Annotated in this window: 16 protein-coding genes; 7 read left to right on the forward strand and 9 right to left on the reverse strand. The window is 62.0% G+C overall.

Annotated elements, in window-relative coordinates:
• Positions 1-17: 17 nt before the first annotated feature.
• Positions 18-1,352, forward strand: a complete 1,335-nt coding sequence (locus AC0Z8Z_RS22370; protein ID WP_485620553.1) for an aminotransferase-like domain-containing protein — start codon at positions 18-20, stop codon at positions 1,350-1,352.
• Between the two features lie 176 nt (positions 1,353-1,528).
• Positions 1,529-2,218 carry an ATPase gene (locus AC0Z8Z_RS22375; protein WP_485620554.1) on the forward strand — a complete coding sequence of 230 codons (690 nt, stop codon included), beginning with the start codon at positions 1,529-1,531 and terminating at the stop codon, positions 2,216-2,218.
• A 337-nt stretch (positions 2,219-2,555) separates the two neighbouring features.
• On the opposite strand, the gene AC0Z8Z_RS22380 is transcribed toward AC0Z8Z_RS22375, so the two are convergent.
• Together AC0Z8Z_RS22380 and AC0Z8Z_RS22385 are read right to left on the reverse strand one after the other, a co-directional pair.
• Positions 2,556-5,009 carry a glucose/quinate/shikimate family membrane-bound PQQ-dependent dehydrogenase gene (locus AC0Z8Z_RS22380; protein ID WP_485620555.1) on the reverse strand — a complete coding sequence of 818 codons (2,454 nt, stop codon included), beginning with the start codon at positions 5,007-5,009 and terminating at the stop codon, positions 2,556-2,558.
• A 225-nt stretch (positions 5,010-5,234) separates the two neighbouring features.
• Positions 5,235-5,660, reverse strand: a complete 426-nt coding sequence (locus AC0Z8Z_RS22385) for an NUDIX hydrolase (RefSeq protein WP_485620556.1) — start codon at positions 5,658-5,660, stop codon at positions 5,235-5,237.
• 278 nt (positions 5,661-5,938) lie between these two features.
• Between AC0Z8Z_RS22385 and AC0Z8Z_RS22390 the strand changes: the two genes are divergently transcribed.
• Positions 5,939-6,334, forward strand: coding sequence for an ester cyclase (locus AC0Z8Z_RS22390; protein ID WP_485620558.1), 396 nt, complete (start codon positions 5,939-5,941; stop codon positions 6,332-6,334).
• A 61-nt stretch (positions 6,335-6,395) separates the two neighbouring features.
• Here the strand turns inward: AC0Z8Z_RS22390 and AC0Z8Z_RS22395 are convergent, their stop codons facing one another.
• From AC0Z8Z_RS22395 to AC0Z8Z_RS22405, 3 genes are read right to left on the reverse strand one after another with little or no spacing between them, the layout of a single operon-like run.
• Complete coding sequence (locus AC0Z8Z_RS22395) at positions 6,396-7,613, reverse strand: cytochrome c (protein WP_122623720.1); 1,218 nt, start codon at positions 7,611-7,613, stop codon at positions 6,396-6,398.
• A gap of 10 nt (positions 7,614-7,623) precedes the next feature.
• Entirely contained in the window at positions 7,624-9,816 is a 2,193-nt protein-coding gene (locus AC0Z8Z_RS22400) for a xanthine dehydrogenase family protein molybdopterin-binding subunit (RefSeq protein ID WP_485620559.1), read from the reverse strand.
• 11 nt (positions 9,817-9,827) lie between these two features.
• The gene (locus AC0Z8Z_RS22405) at positions 9,828-10,280 is read right to left on the reverse strand and encodes a (2Fe-2S)-binding protein (protein WP_485620560.1); all 453 of its coding nucleotides are present in this window, start codon (positions 10,278-10,280) and stop codon (positions 9,828-9,830) included.
• A gap of 516 nt (positions 10,281-10,796) precedes the next feature.
• On the opposite strand from AC0Z8Z_RS22405, the gene AC0Z8Z_RS22410 reads away from it, so the two are divergent.
• Positions 10,797-11,069 (forward strand): DUF2790 domain-containing protein, encoded by a 273-nt coding sequence (locus AC0Z8Z_RS22410; protein WP_485620561.1) that lies wholly within the window; start codon positions 10,797-10,799, stop codon positions 11,067-11,069.
• A gap of 177 nt (positions 11,070-11,246) precedes the next feature.
• Here AC0Z8Z_RS22410 and AC0Z8Z_RS22415 read toward each other — a convergent pair whose 3' ends face one another.
• Positions 11,247-12,146, reverse strand: a complete 900-nt coding sequence (locus AC0Z8Z_RS22415) for a LysR family transcriptional regulator (RefSeq protein ID WP_485620562.1) — start codon at positions 12,144-12,146, stop codon at positions 11,247-11,249.
• Positions 12,147-12,246: 100 nt separating this feature from the next.
• Between AC0Z8Z_RS22415 and AC0Z8Z_RS22420 the strand changes: the two genes are divergently transcribed.
• On the forward strand, positions 12,247-13,113 hold the full coding sequence (locus AC0Z8Z_RS22420) for an aldo/keto reductase family oxidoreductase (RefSeq protein WP_485620563.1): 867 nt from the start codon (positions 12,247-12,249) through the stop codon (positions 13,111-13,113).
• 523 nt (positions 13,114-13,636) lie between these two features.
• Here the strand turns inward: AC0Z8Z_RS22420 and yghU are convergent.
• Both yghU and AC0Z8Z_RS22430 read right to left on the reverse strand, forming a co-directional pair.
• Positions 13,637-14,476 carry a glutathione-dependent disulfide-bond oxidoreductase gene (gene yghU / locus AC0Z8Z_RS22425; protein WP_205482849.1) on the reverse strand — a complete coding sequence of 280 codons (840 nt, stop codon included), beginning with the start codon at positions 14,474-14,476 and terminating at the stop codon, positions 13,637-13,639.
• Between the two features lie 72 nt (positions 14,477-14,548).
• A complete protein-coding gene (locus tag AC0Z8Z_RS22430; protein WP_485620564.1) occupies positions 14,549-16,261 on the reverse strand; it encodes an amidase in 1,713 nt (570 codons plus the stop codon).
• Positions 16,262-16,792: 531 nt separating this feature from the next.
• Here AC0Z8Z_RS22430 and AC0Z8Z_RS22435 point away from each other — a divergent pair.
• The gene (locus AC0Z8Z_RS22435; protein ID WP_485620565.1) at positions 16,793-17,680 is read left to right on the forward strand and encodes a DMT family transporter; all 888 of its coding nucleotides are present in this window, start codon (positions 16,793-16,795) and stop codon (positions 17,678-17,680) included.
• 18 nt (positions 17,681-17,698) lie between these two features.
• On the opposite strand, the gene AC0Z8Z_RS22440 is transcribed toward AC0Z8Z_RS22435, so the two are convergent.
• Positions 17,699-18,133, reverse strand: a complete 435-nt coding sequence (locus AC0Z8Z_RS22440; RefSeq protein WP_485620566.1) for a GNAT family N-acetyltransferase — start codon at positions 18,131-18,133, stop codon at positions 17,699-17,701.
• A 974-nt stretch (positions 18,134-19,107) separates the two neighbouring features.
• On the opposite strand from AC0Z8Z_RS22440, the gene AC0Z8Z_RS22445 reads away from it, so the two are divergent.
• Positions 19,108-19,839, forward strand: coding sequence for a GntR family transcriptional regulator (locus AC0Z8Z_RS22445; RefSeq protein WP_122625403.1), 732 nt, complete (start codon positions 19,108-19,110; stop codon positions 19,837-19,839).
• Positions 19,840-19,869: the final 30 nt, after the last annotated feature.

The following is a 19,869-nucleotide window of genomic DNA, read 5'->3' on the forward strand; positions in this document are numbered from 1 at the left end:
TCATGGATACAACGCCGATGCCTCGCGCCCGCTACAAAGCTGTCGTCGACCGGTTCGCCGCGCAGATTGCTGCGGGTGAGCTGGCGCCCGGAACGCGGTTGCCACCCCACCGGCAGTTGGCGGCAGATGAAGGCCTGGCGCTGGCCACGGCGTCGCGGGTATACGCCGAGCTCGAAGCCATGGGCCTGATCAGCGGCGAAACCGGGCGCGGCACCTTTGTCCGGGAAATCGCCCTGCCGCTCAGCCATGGCGTCGATCAACAGGCCGGCGCCCCCGGTGTGCTTGATCTCAATTTCAATTACCCGACGCTGGCGGGGCAGGCCGACCTGCTGCGCATAGGCCTTCGCCAATTGGCGTTGTCAGGCGATCTGGAAGCATTGCTGCGCTATCAGCCCCACGCCGGGAGAGGCCATGAGCGTGCGTGCATGGCGCGGCACCTCGCTGCCCGCGGGTTAACCGTCGAAGCTGAGGCGTTAGTGATCGTCAACGGCGCGCAGCACGGCCTGGCGGTCACGGTGATGGCGTTGCTCAAACCGGGTGATGTGGTGGCGGTGGATGCACTGACCTATTCGGGCTTCAAAGTGCTGGCCGACGCGCACCGCCTGGAGTTGGTGGCAATTCCGTTCAATGCCGACGGTCCTGATCTCAACGCACTGGAAAAGCTTTGCCAGCGCCGACGGATCAAAGCGGTCTACACCATGCCAACGCTGCACAACCCCATGGGCTGGGTGATGGATCTGCCGTGGCGCGAACACTTGGTGCGCATCGCCCGCCAGCACGGCTTGCTGCTGATCGAGGACGCGGCGTACGCGTTTCTGGCCGATGACCCGCCCGCGCCATTGAAGGCCCTGGCGCCGGACCTGACCGTCTACGTGTCGGGGTTCTCGAAAAACATCGCGACCGGCCTGCGGGTGGGCTACGTGGTCGCGCCGCTGCGATGGGTTTCTGCCATCGAGCGGGCGATTCGGGCGACAGTCTGGAACACGCCGGGGGTAATGACGTCGCTGATTTGCGGCTGGATTGAAGACGGCACCGTCGCGCGGCTGGAAGCGGAAAAGCGCATCGACGCCCGGGACCGCCAGACGCTCGCCCGGCAGCTGTTAATCGGGTTGAACGTCATCAGTCACCCAGCGTCCTATTTTTTATGGGTGCAACTGCCGGAAGACGCCAGGGCCGACCAAGTGGCCATGGTGTTGCTGGCGAATAAGGTGGCGGTCTCGACTGCTGAACCCTTCGCCACTTCCAGCATCGTCCCCCACGGCATTCGCCTCGCCTTGGGCTCTCTGGATCTGAATGCGCTGAGCGTTGCGTTGCAGGAAGTACGTGGGACGGTCGGCCGCTACCTGTATTGAAGTGTGAAAACGGCGAGGGTGTAAGCGGGCTTTGTTGAAGCGTCGGTAACGGTGTTTCTCAAAGCCCATACCATTCTTGAAATCGATAGTGACCATCACGGTAGGCGAGTTCTCTTTTTCCCGGAAGAGAGGAGGATGGCCTCCATACCGAACTTGCTTTAGAAGGACGCCACGCGATGAAAATTTCAACCCTGCTGACTCTGGTCGCCGTGCTGTCCAGCGGTTTCGTCGCGTCGGGTCCTGCTGCTGCAGCAGTCACTGTTTCGGCGGCGGACGCCGAGGCGTGCCATTTGCTGCCGGTGGTTGAAAGCCGCGTGGCATTGCAGTCTTCTCAAAGTGTTGGTGTGCTCTACAGCGAAAACACGGTCAACACCCTCGAATACCTTGAGCGTTATCACGCGGTGGCGTTGAAAGGCGTCAAGAACGGCGGGCTCGATTCGCGCATTCGCGAGGCATTCGTCAGCAGCTCCGATCCGAAACTGGCAATGGACTGGCTGAAAGGTTCGTTACAGAAGCAGTTCGCGTCGGTGACCGTGTATGACAACCTCGATGCGCTGATGCAGGCGCGGCCGGACGTGGTGGTCATGCTCGACGCCCACAGCCAGCTGGTGTCCCAGCGTAACTCCCAGGTGGAAGCGCGCTTCATCGCGAAGTTCTACGACTCGAACCTGCAATACATCGGCAAGGCTGAAGGCCTCGGTGCCAAAGAGCTGACCTCGGTGTGGGTCCACGATAAGGCCGCCCCGGAGATTGCTGCGCAGATCAACCAGCAGCGCGACTTGCAGATCAACGCTTTGAAGCAGTTTGATGCTTCGCTGAAAGCGCTGGTGACCACCGGTAATTCCGCGGAAGTGGCGAGTAATTGATCGAAGGGTGTGTGCGGTGGATTGGTGGGACCGGGTACACACTGTAGGACTGGCTTTAGCCGGGAAGAAGCCGGTGTGATCGCCCTCGATTTTGCAGCGTGACGCGCGACGCCTTCCCGGCTAAAGCCGGTCCTACGAGGCGAACGCGATTCGACAGTGGGACCGGCTTTAGCCGGGAAGAGGTCGGTTTGGTCACCCACGATTTTGCAGTGTGACGTCCGACGCATTCCCGGCTGAAGCCGGTCCCACCAAGTGAATCCGGCCTGACCTTTCCTCTGTTGCAATAAAAAACCGCCGCGCCCCTCATCAAGGCAGCGGCGGTTTTTTTATGCGGCGGCTACTTGCCGTCAGGCAATGCGTAGGCAATCACATAATCACCGCGATCCGCCGACTGGCGGGCGCCGCCGGCGGTGATGACGATGTACTGCTTGCCGGTCTTCGGTGAAACGTACGTCATCGGGCCGCCCTGACTGCCCACGGGCAAACGGGCCTTCCAGGCCTCTTCGCCATTGGCGCTATTGAACGCGCGCAGGTAGTAATCCTGAGTGCCGGCGATGAACACCAGACCGCCCTGGGTCGACAGCGTGCCCCCGAGCGTCGGCATGCCGATCGGCAGCGGGAGGTGCATTTTGATGCCCATCGGGCCAGTGTCCTGCACGGTGCCTACCGGGACTTGCCAGGCAATCTTCTGGGTTTTCATGTCGATCGCCGTCAAGGTGCCAAACGGCGGTGCCTGGCACGGGATACCCGCCACCGACAGGAAGCGGTTCTTGTTGACGGCATACGGCGTGCCCTTAAGCGGCACGGCGCCCATGCCGGTGTTCAGCGCTTCACCGCCGGACGCCGCGATAGCGTCCTTCAGCTGCGGCACCATCTGAATCCACAGACCCAAGCGCATGTCATTGACGAAGATGAATCCGTGGACCGGATCGGTCGACAGACTGCCCCAGTTCATCCCGCCCAGCGAGCCCGGGAAACTCAGCGAAATGTCGGTGCCCGGCGCGGTGAACAGGCCGTCGTAACGCATCTTCTTGAACGAGATCCGGCACAGCAGCTGGTCGAACGGCGTGGCGCCCCACATGTCCGATTCGGTCAGTGTCTGCGCGCCGATCTGCGGCATGCCCTCGGATTTCGGCTGGGTCGGCGAGTAGGGTTCGTTGGGAATGTTCGACGCCTTGACCGGGACTTCCTGGACCTCGGTCAGTGGCTGGCCGGTGTGGCGATCGAGGACGAAAATCTGTCCGGCCTTGGTGCCGATGACCAGCGCCGGCACCTTGCTGCCATCAGGTTTGGCGAAGTCGATCAGGCTCGGCTGCATCGGCAGGTCGAAATCCCAGAGGTCGTTATGGACCGTCTGATACACCCACTTTTGCACGCCGGTGGTGGCGTTCAATGCCAGCACCGAGGCGCCGTAGGTGTGATCGAGCTCGCTGCGCTTCACGCCATAAATGTCCGTGGACGAACTGCCCATCGGCAGGAACAGCGTGTTCATCGCCGGGTCGTAGGCCATCGGCGCCCAACTGTTCGGCGTGCTGCGCACATAGGTTTTGTCAGCGGCAGGCGCCTGCTTGTCTTCGGGATTGCCCGGATCGAACGCCCAGCGCATCTGCCCGGTGACCACGTCAAAGCCACGGATCACGCCGCCCGGCATGTCGGCCTGGACGTTGTCGGCCACGCGACCGCCGACGACCACAGTGGTCCCGGCCATCAGCGGCGCCGATGACAGTTGATAGTAGGAATCCGGCACGTTGCCCAGACCGGCCTTAAGGTCGACCTGGCCATTGTTGCCGAAGCCCTGGCAGAACTCGCCAGTGTCGGCGTCCACCGCAATCAGGCGCGCATCGATGGTGTTCGTCAGCAAACGACGCTGGCAGTTGGCGCCGGCAGGCACTGCGACCGACGCCGCAGGCGTGCTGCCGTCGGTGGGTGGCACAACGGCAGCGCTGGCGTCGGTGGGTGGCACAACGGCAGCGCTGGCGTCGAAGTAGGCCAGTCCGCGGCAGCGTTGCCATACGGCGGATTTGGCATTGATTTCGTTTTTCCACAACTGCTTGCCGGTGTCGGCGTCCAGGGCGATGACGTTGTTGTGTGGCGTGCAGATGAACACCTTGTCGCCGACCTGCAGCGGCGTCATCTGGTCTTCGGCGCCATTGCCGTCGCTGATGGCGACGTCGCCGGTGTGGTAGGTCCAGGCCGGCACCAGCTTGCTGACGTTGTCGCGGTTGATCTGGTCCAGGGCGGCAAAGCGGCTGCCGCCTTCATCGTTGCCGTAATGGGCCCAGTCTTTCTGCGCGTGTTCAGGATCGACCTTGGTCAGCGCCGGACCATCCCCTGTCGGCGACACGGAGGCGTGGGGCTGGAACATCCCCCAGAACCCGGCGACCATCGCCACCGCCAACATCCCGCCAACGAGGTAACCGCCGCGACCGGCTGCGAGGCCATTGGTCCTGCGCAGGGAAGGGTAGATCAGCGCGACCAGCAGGCTCAGCACGCCGAGGGCAAACAGCCGGGAAACCAGCGGCCAGAACACCAGCCCGGCATCCGCCAGCGCCCAGATCAGCGTGAGCAGCATCACCGCTGCAAACAGCCAGGCGCCCGACAGGCGACGCCGGAACAGCAGGACGGCCGAGATAGTCAGGCCAAGTCCGGCCAGCAGGAAATACACGCTGCCGCCCAGCGTAACGAGGTAGCCGCCGCCCGCTGCGAAGAGTAATCCGAAAACCAGCACGCCCAGCGCGACGACCCGAATGGGCCAGCGGCTGACGGCTGCCGAAGGTTGTGAGTGGTTCATGAGGCATTCCTGCTGACGCGATGAAGGGTCGAGGGGGACCGATCAACTGAGGTGAGAGCAAAGGTTTAACGCATCGTCGTTGCGGTGTAGCCAAATGCACGGCACGATCACATGCTTAGTTAACCGGTTAGTTAATTCCGGCGACGATAGCAAAAAAAGGACGCCCTGCGTCAATTTGTCTCGCACTGCAGTGTTTCTTGCGTCTGCTTGCCGAGCGCTGATGCGTCAGTCCGGCTGAATCATGAACTGCCGCAAGCGGTGCTGAAGTCGGTCCACGGCGTTGTCCATCGCGAGAAACGCGGCGACTGTCATCACCTCCCAGCGCTGGCCTTCATCGCCAAATACCACCTGATCGAATAGGCCTTCTGCCACTTCAGCGACGAAGAACCAGGTCTCGAGCCCGCTGAGGCCCTGACCGGGGTAGACCCGTTTGTAGATGAACGAAGCAGGGTCGAGAATGATGCCGAACTCTTCCAGCGTCTCCCGCACGGCGCACTCTTCTGGCGTCTCGTCACCCTCACGGCCACCGCCGGGCAGGTCCCACAGATTCGGCCACGGGATCTCCGGCTTGTCATCGCGCTGGTAAGTGAGCAATGTCCCGTTGCACAGAATCGCGACTTTCGCGCCGGAGAAAGGAGGGTGGGTGGACATGATTGCGCCTTGAGTGAGTCAGTGCGGATAACCTAGCACTTCCTGGCTGAGCCATCGCCTGCAGCCAAGGGGACTGACACGCCGCAGTAAACCTGGGAGGACCGGCTTCAGCCGGGAAGAAGTAGGACCGGCTTTAGCCGGGAAGGCGTCAGTCGTCACACTGCAAATTGGATGGCGTTCACACTGGCCTTTTCCCGGCTAAAGCTGGTCCCACCAACGGCATCGCGTGCATTCAGTGGCATTAACATTCATGCGAACCATCCACCCCAGGAGACACCATGAACAACCAGACACTCAAAGACGCCTACACCGGCTACATCGCCTGCCTCAATCGCCAGGACTGGTCTGCCTTGGGAGACTTCGTCGGCGAGGACGTGCATTACAACGGCGAGCGTGTCGGTCTGGCCGGCTACCGGGAGATGCTGGAGCGGGATTTCCGCGCCATTCCCGACCTGCGTTTTGTCATCGATCTGCTGATCGCAGAACCACCGCACATTGCCGCAAGGCTGACGTTCGATTGCACGCCGGTGGGCGAGCTGTTCGATGTGCCGGTGAACGGGAGGAGGGTAAGGTTTACGGAGAACGTGTTCTACACGTTTGAGGCGGGGCGTATCGTCAACGTCGAGTCGGTGATCGACAAGGCGGCGGTGGCGGCGCAGGTATCCAACCCCTGAGCCGCCGAATGGCCTGGCAGTACTGCCGATTCAGACAAAAATCAGCAGCGCTACCGTCCCATCAATGCAACGCGCTGGCGCGATTTTTAGCGACGTCTTCGGCCTTGATCTCGCCGTCACTCTGACCGAACCGACGCAGCACGAAGGTGCTCACGGCGGCCAGTTCAGCATCGCTGTAACTGCGGGCGAAGTCAGGCATGCGCTGATCGACCCGTGCAGCCGTTGGCGTGTGACCTTCCAGCAACGTCGCCATCACGTTTCGGCCTTTGGGGTCGTTGACGGTTTTCAAGCCGGCCAACCCGCCTGCCGGTGATTGCCGGCCACTGCCGTCGATCTGGTGACAGGCCACGCAGGTGTCGTTGAACAGCTTCTGGCCGAGCCCCTTCTGCAGCGCGGCATCGTTCACCGCCATGCTCGGGCGGGGGATGCCTTCGCTTCTGGCCGGGGTGCTCTTGAGGTACACCGCGATGGCTTTCAGGTCAGCCGGTTCGAGGTACTGCAGGCTGTGCTCGACGGCGTCTCCCATCGGCCCGCCCGCGCCGCCGAAGCCGGCTGCGTAGCCCTTCGACAGGTAGCTGACGATAGCGTCTTCCGGCCAGGCGCCGATGCCGTATTTGGCGTCGGAGCTGATGTTGTAGGCCATCCAGTTACCCAGTTCGGCACCCGCCAGAGAATTGCCTGAGCTCATCGCCTGGAAGATGTTGCGCGGTGTGTGGCACTCGCCGCAGTGGCCCGGGCCCTGCACCAGGTACGCGCCGCGATTCCATTCAGCCGACTGCTTGCTGTCCGGGACAAAGCGTTCGTTGCCCGCGAAAATCGCGTTCCAGAACATCATTCCCCAGCGCTGATTGAACGGGAACGAGATCTTGTTTTCAGGCGGCATCTGCTTCACCGGCTCAAGGCTGAACAGGTAGCCCTTGATCGCCAGGATGTCTTCGCGGGACATCAGCGTGTACGAGGTGTAAGGGAAGGCCGGGTAATAATGCTTGCCGTCCTTGCCCACGCCTTTCTGCAGGGCGTCGACGAACTCGTCGTCGGTCCAGTTGCCGATCCCGGTTTCTTTGTCCGGGGTGATGTTGGGCGAATACAGGCTGCCGAACGGCAATTTGAATTCCAGCCCGCCGGCGTACGGCTTGCCGCCCGGCACGACATGGCAGGCCATGCAATCAGCGGCGCGGGTCAGGTATTCGCCCTTGCTCATCGCCGGGGTGTCGCTTGCGTAAACGGTGCTGGCCAGCAAACCGGCCACAAGTCCGAGCGCAGTGTTGAAAACGTTCATGACGCGCTCCTTAAACAGTGAAATAGCCAAAGCGGCTCAACGGCAGACGACGCTCGCGTACGCCGGTCGCGGCGAACACCGCATTGACCAGCGCGGCGGCGGCGGGCACGGCACCGGTTTCACCGACACCGCCAGGGGTCTCGACGCTGTCGACGATGTGCACCTCCACCGGCGGCGCGTCGCTCATGCGAATCTGCCGGTACTCGTGGAAGTTGGTCTGCTGCACTTGACCCTTCTCGATGAGGATTTCGTTGAACAGCGCAGCCGACAGACCGAACAGCGTGCCGCCTTCCATCTGCGACGCCACAGAGGTCGGGTTGGTGGCAAAGCCGCAGTCGATGACCGTCACCAGCCGTTTGATGCGCAGGCCTTTTTCGCCCTGCTTCTCCAGCTCGACGATGGTCGCGACAAAGCTGCCGAACACCGCCGTCACGGCCACGCCACGGCCTGAACCCGCGGGCAGCGGCTTGTCCCACTCCACCAGTTGCGCCGCTTTGGTCAGCACTGCCTGGGCGCGGGGTTGCGACTGCATCAGCGCCAGGCGGTATTTCACCGGATCGACCTTGGCGTTGTGCGCCAGCTCGTCGATGAAGCACTCGATGGCGTAAGTGCTGCGCAACGGTCCGACGCCACGCCACCACGAAACCGGAATCACCTCGGGGTCGTGACGGATGTAGCGCACCTGCAGGTTGGGCAGGGTGTAGATCGGGTCTTTCGCCACTTCGACGGCGTCGCCATCGACGCCGTCGGCCGGCAACGCGCCGATGTAGGCCGCGACGACCGAGGCACCGGCGATCCGATGCTCCCAGCCCACCGGGCGCAGGTCTTTGTCCAGCGCTGCGTTAAGGCGGTCGACGTAGTGCGGACGATAACGGTCGTGGGTCATGTCTTCTTCACGGCTCCAGATCAGCTTGATCGGGTAGCTCAACTGGCGCGCGATGTCCACGGCCTGGAAGATGAAGTCGGATTCCAGACGACGGCCAAAACCGCCGCCGATCAACTGGTTGTGGATCACCACTTTTTCCACCGGCATGCCGCAGACTTTGGCAGCGCCCGCCTGGGCCATCCCCGGCGCCTGGCAGCCGACCCACAACTCGCACGCGTCGGCGCGCACATGGGCGACGCAGGTCATCGGCTCCAGTGGGGAGTGGGACAGGAACGGTTGCTCGTAGATGGCTTCGAAGCGGCTGGAAGCATTTTTCAGTGCGCCGGCGATGTCACCGGATTGGTGTGCGAACACACCGTCGCCTGCGCTGGCCTCGAACAGCGATTTGTCCAGCTGCGCTGAATCCAGAGCGGCATGGGGGCCAAGGTCCCAATCGATGTCGAGGGCCTTGAGCGCTTGCTGACAGGACCAGAAATTGCTCGCCGTCACCGCCACCGCGTTGTCCAGGCGCACGATGTCGCGCACCCCGGGGACCTTGCGCGCAGCGTCTTCGTTCTTCAAGCCGCGCAGCGTGCCGCCGTGAACCGGGCAGGTGAGGGTGGAGGCAATCAGCATCCCGGGCACTTGCAGGTCGATGGTGAATTTCGCGGTGCCGTTGACCTTGTTCGGGGTGTCCAGGCGCTGAACCGGTTTGCCCAGCAGCTTGAATTCGCTGACGGCTTTGAGCGGGATCTCGGTCGGCAGTGGCAACTTCGCGGCGGCGTCAACCAGCTCGCCGTAGCCGGCACTTTGACCGTTCGGGCCGATGACCCGGCCGTTCTCGGCGTGGCATTGGCTCGGCGCGACTTTCCAGCGCATGGCCGCGGCCTGGATCAGCACAATGCGTGCGCCGGCGCCGGCCTTGCGCAGGGGCTCCCAGCTGTAGCGGGTGGAGGTCGAGCCGCCGGTAGCCTGGAAGCTCAGCAGCGCGTCGGTGTACAGCGCTGCATTGGGCGGCGCTTCGGTGATGGTGATCTGGCTCAGCGGCACTTCGAGCTCTTCGGCGACCATCATGGCAATGCCGGTCTGCACGCCCTGGCCCATTTCGATCTTCGGCGAAATCAGCGTAACGGCGCCGCTGTGGTCAATGCGCACAAACGCGCCATAGCCTTGTTCGGCGTTGTCGCCCAGGCTCGCGCCTTTGACCAGGTCGGCGGCGAAGCTACGGGTGACTGACGCCGGCAGGTAGGTGCCGATGACCAGCCCGCCCAGCAGCGCACTGCCTTTGAGCAATCCACGACGCGAGAGCATCGCGGCAGATGATTGTGATTCGGACATGATGACTTCCTTCAGGCCTGGCTGACGCTTTTGATGGCGGCGCGAATGCGGGTGTAGGTGGCGCAGCGGCAGAGGTTGCCCGACATGGCGTTGACGATCTGCTCGTCGTTGGCTTTGGGGTGTTCCTCCAGCAGCGCGACGGCGGACATGATCTGCCCCGACTGGCAGTAGCCGCATTGCACGACTTCGTGGTCCAGCCAGGCTTTCTGTACCGCCTGACCCACGGCCTGCTCGCCGACCGCTTCGATCGTCGTGACCTTGCGGCCCGCCACGGCGCTGACCGGCAGCACGCATGAACGCACGGCCTGGCCATCCAGGTGCACGGTGCACACGCCGCACTGGGCAATGCCGCAACCGTATTTGGTGCCGGTCAGGCCCATCACGTCACGCAGGACCCACAACAATGGCATGTCGTCGGCGACATCCAGGTCGTGCTCCTGGCCGTTAATCATCAATTTCTGCATTGCAACCTCAGACGGTCATCACGGTTGACGCACTGCGCCACGATCAGATCGTGAGGCGGCATCAAGGCTTCGGTTTGTTTTAACAATTAGCGCCGTGCCAGTGGCCAGCGCTTTATAGAGGTCTGCTCGGACATCTTGGGGTCGGGACGAGTCAGCGGGACGAATGGTAGTACGTTCGTCATTGGAAATGTTTGATTGCACTGAAAATATTTCTCGGGGACAGTTAAATACCCCCGCGACAACATGACGCGCTCCGTGAAAGTGCAGTCCCTCGATCTGCCGCACCAAAAAGGGCGTTTACCTGGGTTTGGGAGATGCATGAAAAGTTGCGGGCTAACAGGATATACAACGGTCTATTACGAGAATTGATGTAATCAATTCGGGCATCGATGACGGTGATGGGCTTTATCGATTTTAAGTATTTATCATCTGCGCCGATCACGAACAGAATGGCCCCAGAAGCAAACGACAAGCGCTTTGCTCCCTTACTACTTAATGAACTTCTGGAGAACGACCATGAAAGTATTAGCCTTCGCTGCTCTGTCCCTCGTCAGTGTATTTGCCGCTGCCGGCGAACTCCCGGCCACCAGCCAACAGCACTCGGCCCAGGTTGAACAATACAACCGTCACAAAGGTATCGACGTCGCTGAAGTGATCAGCATCAAAAATGCCCAGGACCCGCAGAAAGTTGATGGTCCGGTGCAATCCACCATGGTTTATGTTGACCATGCCGGCGTGACCCACACCCTCGACTACACCATCATGGGCTACGGTCGTCAAAATGGTTGATCGCCAGTGCCCTGGCGGCTTCAACTACAAACGCTATAAAAGAAACGCTGCATTGAATGCAGCGTTTTTTTTTGCCTGACTATTTTGTTGGAACATCTCGCTGTTTGTGTCGACATGAACTAGCGCTGGCGGTCGATTTATTTAAATGACTCATTTATGCCTTGGCGTGGATAAGCATCATGCCTGCCGCTGGATGAAGTCCAGAAACGCTCTCAACGGTGATGGCACATAGCGCCGCCCTGGGTAATACAGGAATGGCCCGCTGAAACTTGGCCACCATTTTTCGAGCACCGGCTCCAGCGCGCCGCTGTCCAGATGGGGCCGCAACCAGTCTTCGAACAACGAGACGATGCCCAGGCCGTCGATGGCAGTCTGCACGGCAAGATCGACTGCGCCACCAATCCGAACGGTCAATGGGCCGGTCGGGTCGACACGAAGGTTTTCGCCGTCGCACTCGTACTCCCACAGCGGTACCGACCCGCTGGGGAATTTGCCACGCAGGCAACTGTGATTGAGGAGATCCCGCGGATGCTCGGGTCGGCCCCTGGCATCGAGGTACGCCGGCGATGCAGCGGTCGCGAAACGCTGAACGCGCGGGCCGATGGGCACGGCGATCATGTCCTGTTCCAGGCGGTCGTCGTAGCGGATGCCAGCATCGCAACCGGCCGCGAGCATGTCGACGAAGCTTTCCTCAGTGACCACTTCCATGCGGATGTCCGGGTGCGCTTGCAAGAACGGGGTGATGATTGCCGGCAGTATCAGGCGAGCGGCGCTGACCGGTACGTTAAGCCGCAGGGTGCCGGAAGGGCGGTCGCGGAAATCATTGACCACGTCCAGCGCCGATTCGACTTCCCCAAGCGCCGGGACAATCCGTTCCATCAGCCGCGCGCCGGCTTCGGTCGGCACGACGCTGCGGGTGGTGCGGTTGAGCAGGCGCACGCCCAGGCGCGACTCCATGCGTCGAACAGCATCGCTGAGGCTGGACGCCGACTTGCCACTCAGCCGTGCCCCTTCACGAAAGCCGCCTGCGTTGACCACGGCCACGAAGGCCAGCAAATCCTGAATGTCTGTCGCCATTGTCCGCTCAATCGTACAACCCGTGCCGATTGCACCTGATTATCAGCGCATCGGTCAACGCCTATAGTCGCTGCACACACTTGATCACGAGGCGTCACCCATGAGCCAGGCCATCAAGGCAGGACAGTTTTCATTCGGCGGTCGCACCGTCAATCGCATGGGCTACGGTGCCATGCAGCTGGCGGGACCGGGCGTATACGGACCGCCGAAAGACCACGCGGCCGCGATTGCCGTGTTGCGCGAAGCGGTCGCTTCCGGGGTTAACCACATTGATACGGCCGACTTCTATGGCCCTCACGTCACCAATCGGCTGATCCGCGAAGCCCTGCACCCGTACGCCAACGAGCTGTTGATTGTCACCAAGGTCGGCGCCTCCCGAGGTTCCGACGCTTCATGGAATCCCGCCAACAGCCCGGCAGAACTGGTAAGCGCGGTGCACGATAACCTGCGCAATCTCGGCGTGGATGCGTTGCACGTGGTGAACTTCAGGGCGTGGGGCACCGGGCATTCACCGGATGAAGCGTCGATTGCCGAACCGTTCAGCGCGCTGGCCGAGTTGCAGCGTCAGGGGCTGATTCAGCATCTGGGCCTGAGCAACGTCAGCGCAAAACAGGTCACCGAGGCGCAGCGCATTGCCGAGGTGGTCTGCGTGCAGAACCACTACAACCTGGCGCACCGGGATGACGAGCCGCTGATCGCCGAGCTTGGCAAACAGGGAATCGCTTACGTGCCGTTCTTTCCATTGGGTGGATTTACGCCGTTGCAGTCGCAGACCCTGTCAGATGTCGCCAAGCGCCTTGAAACTTCGCCGATGTGCGTCGCGCTGGCGTGGCTGCTGCAGCGTGCGCCCAACCTGCTTCTGATCCCGGGCACCTCGTCGGTGGCGCACTTGCACGAAAACCTCACCGCCGCCGAGCTGGTGATTCCAAAAGAGATGCTCGCCGAGCTGGAACAGCAGGGCGACTGACGGTCTTCCCGCTGGAACCGGTCCACGTCTGGCGCACACGGTGCTACTGGATGAATGCGGTGTCTTGTAGGACTGGCTTTAGCCGGGAAGAGGCCGGTGTGAGCACCATCAATTTTGAGGCGTGACGACTGACGCCTTCCGGCTGAAGCCGGTCCTACATCCAGCAGACGCAGTACATCTGGATGGATGCGGTCCTACATTTAGAACATGCGGTGCATCTGGTTGGATGCGGTGTTCTCGTAGGACCGGCTTTAGCCGGGAAGACGCCGGTGTGAGCACCATCAATTTGCGGCGTGACGACCGACGCTTTCCCGGCTGAAGCCGGTCCTACATTCAGAACATGCTGTGCATCTGGATGGATGCGGTGTTCTCGTAGGACTGGCTTTAGCCGGGAAGAGGCCGGTGCGAGCACCATCAATTTGCGGTGTGACGACCGACGCTTTCCCGGCTGAAGCCGGTTCCACAAGGATCTGCGGTCTGTCAGTGAGACTGGAGAAAGCCTCACTGACTGCCGGGGATTGCCTCAATCCAGATCCGACGCATCATGGCGTTCCGGCACTTGCGTGGCTTCATCGCCCCAGGTGCGGTTGACGCGCATGCCCCGAATGACCGCCGGCCGTTGTGCAATGGTTTCGGCCCAGCGCTGCACGTGGGTGTATTCGTGGGCGGCGAGGAATTCGGCGGCGCCGTACACGGTGTTGCGCACCACTTGTCCGTACCACGACCACACGGCGATGTCGGCGATGGTGTAGCTGTCGCCGGCCAGATAGGCGCTTTCGCTCAGGCGCCGATTCAGCACGTCGAGCTGACGCTTGGCCTCCATGGTGAAGCGGTCGATCGCGTATTCGAATTTCTCCGGCGCGTACACATAAAAGTGCCCGAAGCCGCCGCCGAGATAGGGCGCAGCGCCCATCTGCCAGAACAGCCAGTTCAGGGTTTCGGTGCGGCCGGCCAGGTCCTTGGGCAGCAACTCGCCAAACTTCTCCGCCAGGTACAGCAGGATCGAGCCGGATTCGAACACGCGAATGGCCGGTTCAACGCTGCGGTCCAGCAGTGCCGGGATCTTGGAATTGGGGTTGATGTCGACGAAGCCGCTGCCGAACTGATCCCCCTCGCCAATGCGAATCAGCCAGGCGTCGTATTCGGCGCCGCTGTGGCCGAGGGCAAGCAGCTCCTCAAGCAGAATCGTCACCTTGACGCCGTTGGGCGTGGCCAGCGAATACAGCTGCAAGGGGTGCTTGCCGACCGGCAGGACTTTCTCGTGGGTCGGTCCGGCCGTCGGGCGGTTGATGCTGGCGAACTGGCCGCCGGAGGGCGCTTCGTGTTTCCACACGGTAGGCGGGACGTAAGGTGCCTTGCTCATTGAACACTTCTCCTGAGGGTCAGTTTTAGCGGGAAGGATCGAGGCGCGCTGACCTCGACCCTTTAACACTGTTTATCGAGCAGAAGACAACGGCGGCGTGCGCGGCGGAATCTGGCGCCGGCTGCCGATGGCTTCGAACGCTGAAGCGAAACGCAGCAGGGCGGAATCGTCGTACGCCCGGCCGGCGAAGGTCAGGCCGACGGGCATGCCAATGTCGGCCATCACGCCCATTGGCACAGTGACAGTGGGGACGCCAAGGTGGCGGATCGCGAGGTTGCCGTTGGCCACCCAGACGCCGTTACTCCAGGCGATGTCCGCCGACACCGGGTTGACGTCGGCATCGGCCGGGGCCACGTCGGCCACGGTCGGGAACAGCACCGCATCCAGCCCAAGCTGCTGCATCCAGTCTTCGAGGTCAATGCGGCGTGTGTGTTCCAGTCCGCGCAAGCCGTCCGCCAGTGTGTCGATCCGGTCCCACGGCGTGATGCCGCGCTGGGCCATCTTCACGTATTCGTCCATGCCGGCGGCGAGATCGCCCTCGCGGTTGGGCAGGGTGCCGGGGTCGTGGGGGAAGATCAGCGGGCCGTTGACGTCGGCCAGGCGGTTCAGTTTCGGGTCGCCGTTGGCCTGCAGGAAATCATCGAAGGCCCAGGCAGTCAGGTCCCACAGTTCGTGGTGCAGAAACTCTTTGGAGACGATGCCGCGGTTGTACACCGTCGGCGCGCCGGGGCGATCGCCCTCGCAGTTGGACACCAGCGGGAAATCCACCTCGATGACTTCAGCGCCCTGGGCTTCGAGTGCCCGGCGCGCCTGTTCCCACAGGTCGATCACCGAAGCGCGGGTGATGATGCGCTGGCCGGTAGGGCCGCCAATGCCGGGCGCTTCGGACGTACCCGCTCCAGGGTCGGCATTGATGTACATCCGCGGCACGCCAAAGCGTTTACCGGCCAGTGTTTGCGGGCTGGCGGCGAGCTCGGCGTAGGACACCGGGCGTACGGAGTCGACGGCGGGAATGGGCACCCACGGCTGCAAGCGCCACAGGTCGCCGCGAGTGTCGGGGTCTTCGGCGACCACCACGTCCAGCACTTCGAGCAGGTCGGACATGGTCCGGGCGAAGGGCACGACCACGTCCATGGTCGGCGTCAGCGGCCAGTTGCCGCGCACCGAAATCACCCCGCGTGACGGCGTGTAGGCGCACAGGCCGTTGTTCGACGCAGGGCCGCGGCCGCTCGACCAGGTTTCTTCCGCCAGCCCGAACGCCGCGAAACTCGCCGCTGTTGCAGTGCCGGCGCCGTTGGACGATCCAGAGGCAAACGGCGCTGTCAGGAAATCTGCGTTGTAGGGGCTTTCGGCGCGGCCGTACACGCCGCGCTGCATGCCGCCATTGGCCATCGGCGGCATGTTGGTCTTGCCCAGACAGATCGCGCCGGCGCCACGCAGCCGCTCGATGGTGAAGGCGTCGCGGTGGGCGACCAGTTCGGCAAACGCCGGGCTGCCCGACGCGGCCGTAAGGCCTTTGACCAGATAGCTGTCTTTTGCGGTGTAAGGAATGCCGTCGAGGGGGCCGAGGGTTTCGCCTCGCGCACGACGGTCATCGGAAGCCTGCGCTTCCTCCAAGGCCTGGGGATTGCGCACGACCACGGCGTTGAGGGCGGTGGCAGTGTCGGCGCCGTCATAGGCATCGATTCTGGCGAGATACGCTTGAACCAGTTCGACGGCAGTGGTCTGGCCCGCTTCCAGGGCTGCGCGCAATTGCGCGATGGACACTTCGGTGACTTCGATCATGACTGCGACGACCGCAGGCCGGAGAGTAGAGAGCAGGGCGTGTGAACAAGAATTGGCATATCGCTTCCCGTTGCGCGGCAGGGCCGGACTGGTTTTGAGCCGACTGAGGCGTGGGTGGGCAACGCGGCTCAGGTCGGCGGGGCGTATTCGTGTGACGCACATTATGCCTACGTCATGTGTTTGTCGCGAGGCGTGCGCTGGGGCTCATGACCCAGGCCAAGCAGGACGTGCGACAGTCGTCGGACACGCGCTATGGCGAAAGGCTTACACGTCGTCGGGCAATGTCGCCCTGTACAGCGAAGCGCCACAAGCGCAACCTTGGATCCATCAACCGAGGCGCTGGATGTGCTTCGCAGGTCATGGATGATCCACCATTTGCCGGGACGGCTACTGACAGGATGTTGGAATGGTGTTGATAGAAAAGAACCCGCTCAGGCGGGTTTTTTATTGGCCGCAGGAAAGTGCGCTGGCCGCTTGGCACGACTTCTGTGGTTAACTCCTGCGCATCATTTTTTCTGTGGCAGGTTTGCAATGACTCCCCATCACGGCGCGCACCGGCAAGTCATCGGCATGTGGTTGATGGCGGGCGTGGCGCTGATGTTCGCCAGTCATGATGCGATTTCCAAGACGCTGATCTATTCCCTGCCGGTGATCTTCGTCGCGTGGGCCCGCTACCTCGTCCACTCGACGCTGGTGACCAGCGTGCTGCTGCGCAATGGCGGCGCGAAAGTCTTCCACACCCGGCGGCCCTGGCTGCACCTGCTGCGCGCGGTGGTTCTGCTCGCCGACAGCCTCTCGTTCCTGTTCGGCCTGACCCACGTGCCGATTGCCGAGTCTACGGCGCTTGTTTTCCTTGCCCCGGCATTCGTCACGATCCTGTCGCCTCTGATGTTCGGCATCAAGGCCGATCGCTGGCAATGGCTGTCGGTGGTGCTGGGCTTCATCGGTGTGCTGGTGATCATCAACCCCGCCAGCGATGCCTTCTCACTGTGGATGCTGTTTCCACTCGCGACTGCGCTGTTCTTCGCGCTGTATCAGATGCTGACGCAACTGGCGGGGGAGACCGACAGCCCCTCGGTGTGCAGCTTCTACGTCGGCGTGTTCTGCACCCTGATTCTCAGCGCCATCGTGCCGTTCTACTGGGCCGATCCCGATTGGCTGCAGTTGGGCTTGTTGCTCGTGCTGGGCGGTCTGGGTTTGTGCGCGCACTTTCTGATGGCCAAGTCTTATCGCTACGCGTCCTCGTCCGTGCTTGCGCCGTTGGGCTATCTGCAGATCATCTTCGCGGTCGCTTACGGGATCCTGCTGTTCGGCAACTACCCGGGCACGGCGTCGATGTTCGGCATCGGGCTTATCTTCCTCAGCGGTCTGCTGGTGTACGCCAGACGCCAACCCGTGGCGCCTGTCAGTCAGGTCTGATCAGGGTTTAACCGCGCTTCATGCGTTTTCATTGCCAGGACGGGTGAAGGAAAAACGGTGGATATCAACCCGCAACTGCCAGCCCTGGTTCGCCCAATAGGTCGCTGCGGCCGGGTTGGTCTTGAGCACGTCGATATGGCATTTGTGAATGCCTTGCGCCTCCAGACTGACCAGACAGCGCTCGACCAGCGCCTTTCCGAGTCCCTGCCGCCGATACTCAGGCAGCACCAGCAGATGCTGTAAATACCCCCGTCGACCGTCATGGCCCGACATGACACAGCCACAGAGGCGGGAATCGTCCTCCGCGACGAAGCTCAATCCGGGGTTGCGCAACAGATACCGCTCGGTGGCCTCGCGGGAGTCCGCGTCACGCAAGGAAATACCCGGCGTGTCACGCATGAGTTGGGTGATGGCGTCGTAATCGTCCAGGGTCATCGAGCGGATGGTGAGCATGGCTGGCGCCTGAAGTGGAGAGAGGCAGGGAGCGTAGCAGCGCGATTGGTGGGGTGTCATGTCAGCCGCAGGGTGACGCGGAGCGTCACGGGATGCATTCCCACGCGGAGCATGGGAACGATCGGACATCTTGTGACGCTCATGCCGTCCTCTTCCCGGCTGAAGCCGGTCCCACTAAAAGCACGCGGTGTTTAGTAGGACCGGCTTCAGCCGGGAAGCTTTTGCCTTTGATCTTCCTACGCAAAAAGCTCAAACACCACAAAACGCGACTTGGGTGCAGGCTGAACGCAGACGACGCGGAGTGGGCCGAGCGGCATGGATGCCGCGAGAGCGCCGTCAGGACATGGATGTCCGTTCGGCGCGGGCCCACGGAGCGTCGTCGGAGTGAGGGTATTCCGACGAAGGAGGAACCCAACCAGGAGCAAGCACCCTTGGTTACTTGGGTGCTTTTCCAAGTAACTCGCCGAAGGCGAAACGATCTGCCGTTAGGCAGATGCCCTTGATCTTGACGCATGTATGGATTCATCTGATCCGTATTTATAAGCCATACCTGAATCTGTACTGAAACAGATGCAACCCCCAAAATCACCTCACTCCCGGCAGACCGATCAAGCCCGACCGGTCCCCCATCACCCGGCCCGAATCCTCAGTACTACTCACTTGCGTAGGAGAAACCCATGGCCAAGCTCGCCATCTTCCTGTTCGGCTTTCTCGCCCTGACCCTCATGATCGGTGCGCTCGCCACAATCTCTCCGACCTGATCCCGACCTGACACCCACCGCGCTCCCCGCAACCTGACGGCAGACACAAGCTCTGCCGTTTCCGCGTTCCTCTGAAAAACGTTAAACCCAAAACCCCCAAACGCCATTCATCTGCCAACCCCAATCCCCACCCTTGACGCCTATTTGTAACGGGACAATACTCAACGCAGATTCATATAGATGACTACATAACTACAACAGCGAAGCGCCTCCATGAACCGACTCTCCAGCGATGTCCGTCTGCCGCTCTACCAACGCCTGCGAGACCAGCTCGCCGAACAGATCGCCAACAACCGCTGGCGTCCGGGCGAAGCCATCCCCACCGAAGCCGCGTTGTCCAGTGAGTACTGCCTGTCCACCGGCACCGTGCGCAAAGCCATCGACATGCTGGTCAACGAAAACATCCTCGAACGCCAACAGGGGCGCGGCACCTTCATTCGCCGGCCGCAGTTCCAGTCCTCGCTGTTCCGCTTCTTCCGCTTTCAAAGCGTCTCCGGCGAACGCCAGGTGCCCGAAAGTCGCATCCTCTCCATTGAAGCCGTCACCGCGCCCTCGGCCGTTTCACACGCCCTTGGTCTGCCGTTGGACGCGCCAGTGATTCGCCTGATCCGCCTGCGTCTGCTCGACGCTCAGCCTGTCCTCGCCGAAGAAATCTGGCTGCCCCAGGTGCAGTTTCAGACCCTGCTGGAAATCGACCTCAGCCGCCAGGGCCCGCTGCTCTATCCGATCTACGAAGAGCAATGCGGCCAGGTCGTGGCCTACGCCGAAGAAACCCTGACTGCCGAAGCCATCAACGAGACCCACGCGCGGCTGCTGCAAGTGCCGGTCAATAGCCCGGTGGTGGTGATCGAGCGCCTGGCGCGTAATTACGCCGGCGAGCCGCTGGAATGGCGCCGCTCGCGCGGTCATGCCAGCCACTTCCGCTACAGCGTCGACATCCGCTGAACCCGCCTGAGCAGCCCGAGTTCTGCACCC

This window comes from Pseudomonas sp. 1L-C-7-B-C1 (genome assembly GCF_057291635.1).

Bases quoted from the DNA above. Each gene is read 5' to 3' on its own strand.
- AC0Z8Z_RS22370 (WP_485620553.1), top strand. From the start codon at position 18: ATGCCTCGCGCCCGCTACAAAGCTGTCGTCGACCGGTTCGCCGCGCAG.
- AC0Z8Z_RS22375 (WP_485620554.1), top strand. From the start codon at position 1,529: ATGAAAATTTCAACCCTGCTGACTCTGGTCGCCGTGCTGTCCAGCGGT.
- AC0Z8Z_RS22380 (WP_485620555.1), bottom strand. From the start codon at position 5,009: ATGAACCACTCACAACCTTCGGCAGCCGTCAGCCGCTGGCCCATTCGG.
- AC0Z8Z_RS22385 (WP_485620556.1), bottom strand. From the start codon at position 5,660: ATGTCCACCCACCCTCCTTTCTCCGGCGCGAAAGTCGCGATTCTGTGC.
- AC0Z8Z_RS22390 (WP_485620558.1), top strand. From the start codon at position 5,939: ATGAACAACCAGACACTCAAAGACGCCTACACCGGCTACATCGCCTGC.
- AC0Z8Z_RS22395 (WP_122623720.1), bottom strand. From the start codon at position 7,613: ATGAACGTTTTCAACACTGCGCTCGGACTTGTGGCCGGTTTGCTGGCC.
- AC0Z8Z_RS22400 (WP_485620559.1), bottom strand. From the start codon at position 9,816: ATGTCCGAATCACAATCATCTGCCGCGATGCTCTCGCGTCGTGGATTG.
- AC0Z8Z_RS22405 (WP_485620560.1), bottom strand. From the start codon at position 10,280: ATGCAGAAATTGATGATTAACGGCCAGGAGCACGACCTGGATGTCGCC.
- AC0Z8Z_RS22410 (WP_485620561.1), top strand. From the start codon at position 10,797: ATGAAAGTATTAGCCTTCGCTGCTCTGTCCCTCGTCAGTGTATTTGCC.
- AC0Z8Z_RS22415 (WP_485620562.1), bottom strand. From the start codon at position 12,146: ATGGCGACAGACATTCAGGATTTGCTGGCCTTCGTGGCCGTGGTCAAC.
- AC0Z8Z_RS22420 (WP_485620563.1), top strand. From the start codon at position 12,247: ATGAGCCAGGCCATCAAGGCAGGACAGTTTTCATTCGGCGGTCGCACC.
- yghU (WP_205482849.1), bottom strand. From the start codon at position 14,476: ATGAGCAAGGCACCTTACGTCCCGCCTACCGTGTGGAAACACGAAGCG.
- AC0Z8Z_RS22430 (WP_485620564.1), bottom strand. From the start codon at position 16,261: ATGATCGAAGTCACCGAAGTGTCCATCGCGCAATTGCGCGCAGCCCTG.
- AC0Z8Z_RS22435 (WP_485620565.1), top strand. From the start codon at position 16,793: ATGACTCCCCATCACGGCGCGCACCGGCAAGTCATCGGCATGTGGTTG.
- AC0Z8Z_RS22440 (WP_485620566.1), bottom strand. From the start codon at position 18,133: ATGCTCACCATCCGCTCGATGACCCTGGACGATTACGACGCCATCACC.
- AC0Z8Z_RS22445 (WP_122625403.1), top strand. From the start codon at position 19,108: ATGAACCGACTCTCCAGCGATGTCCGTCTGCCGCTCTACCAACGCCTG.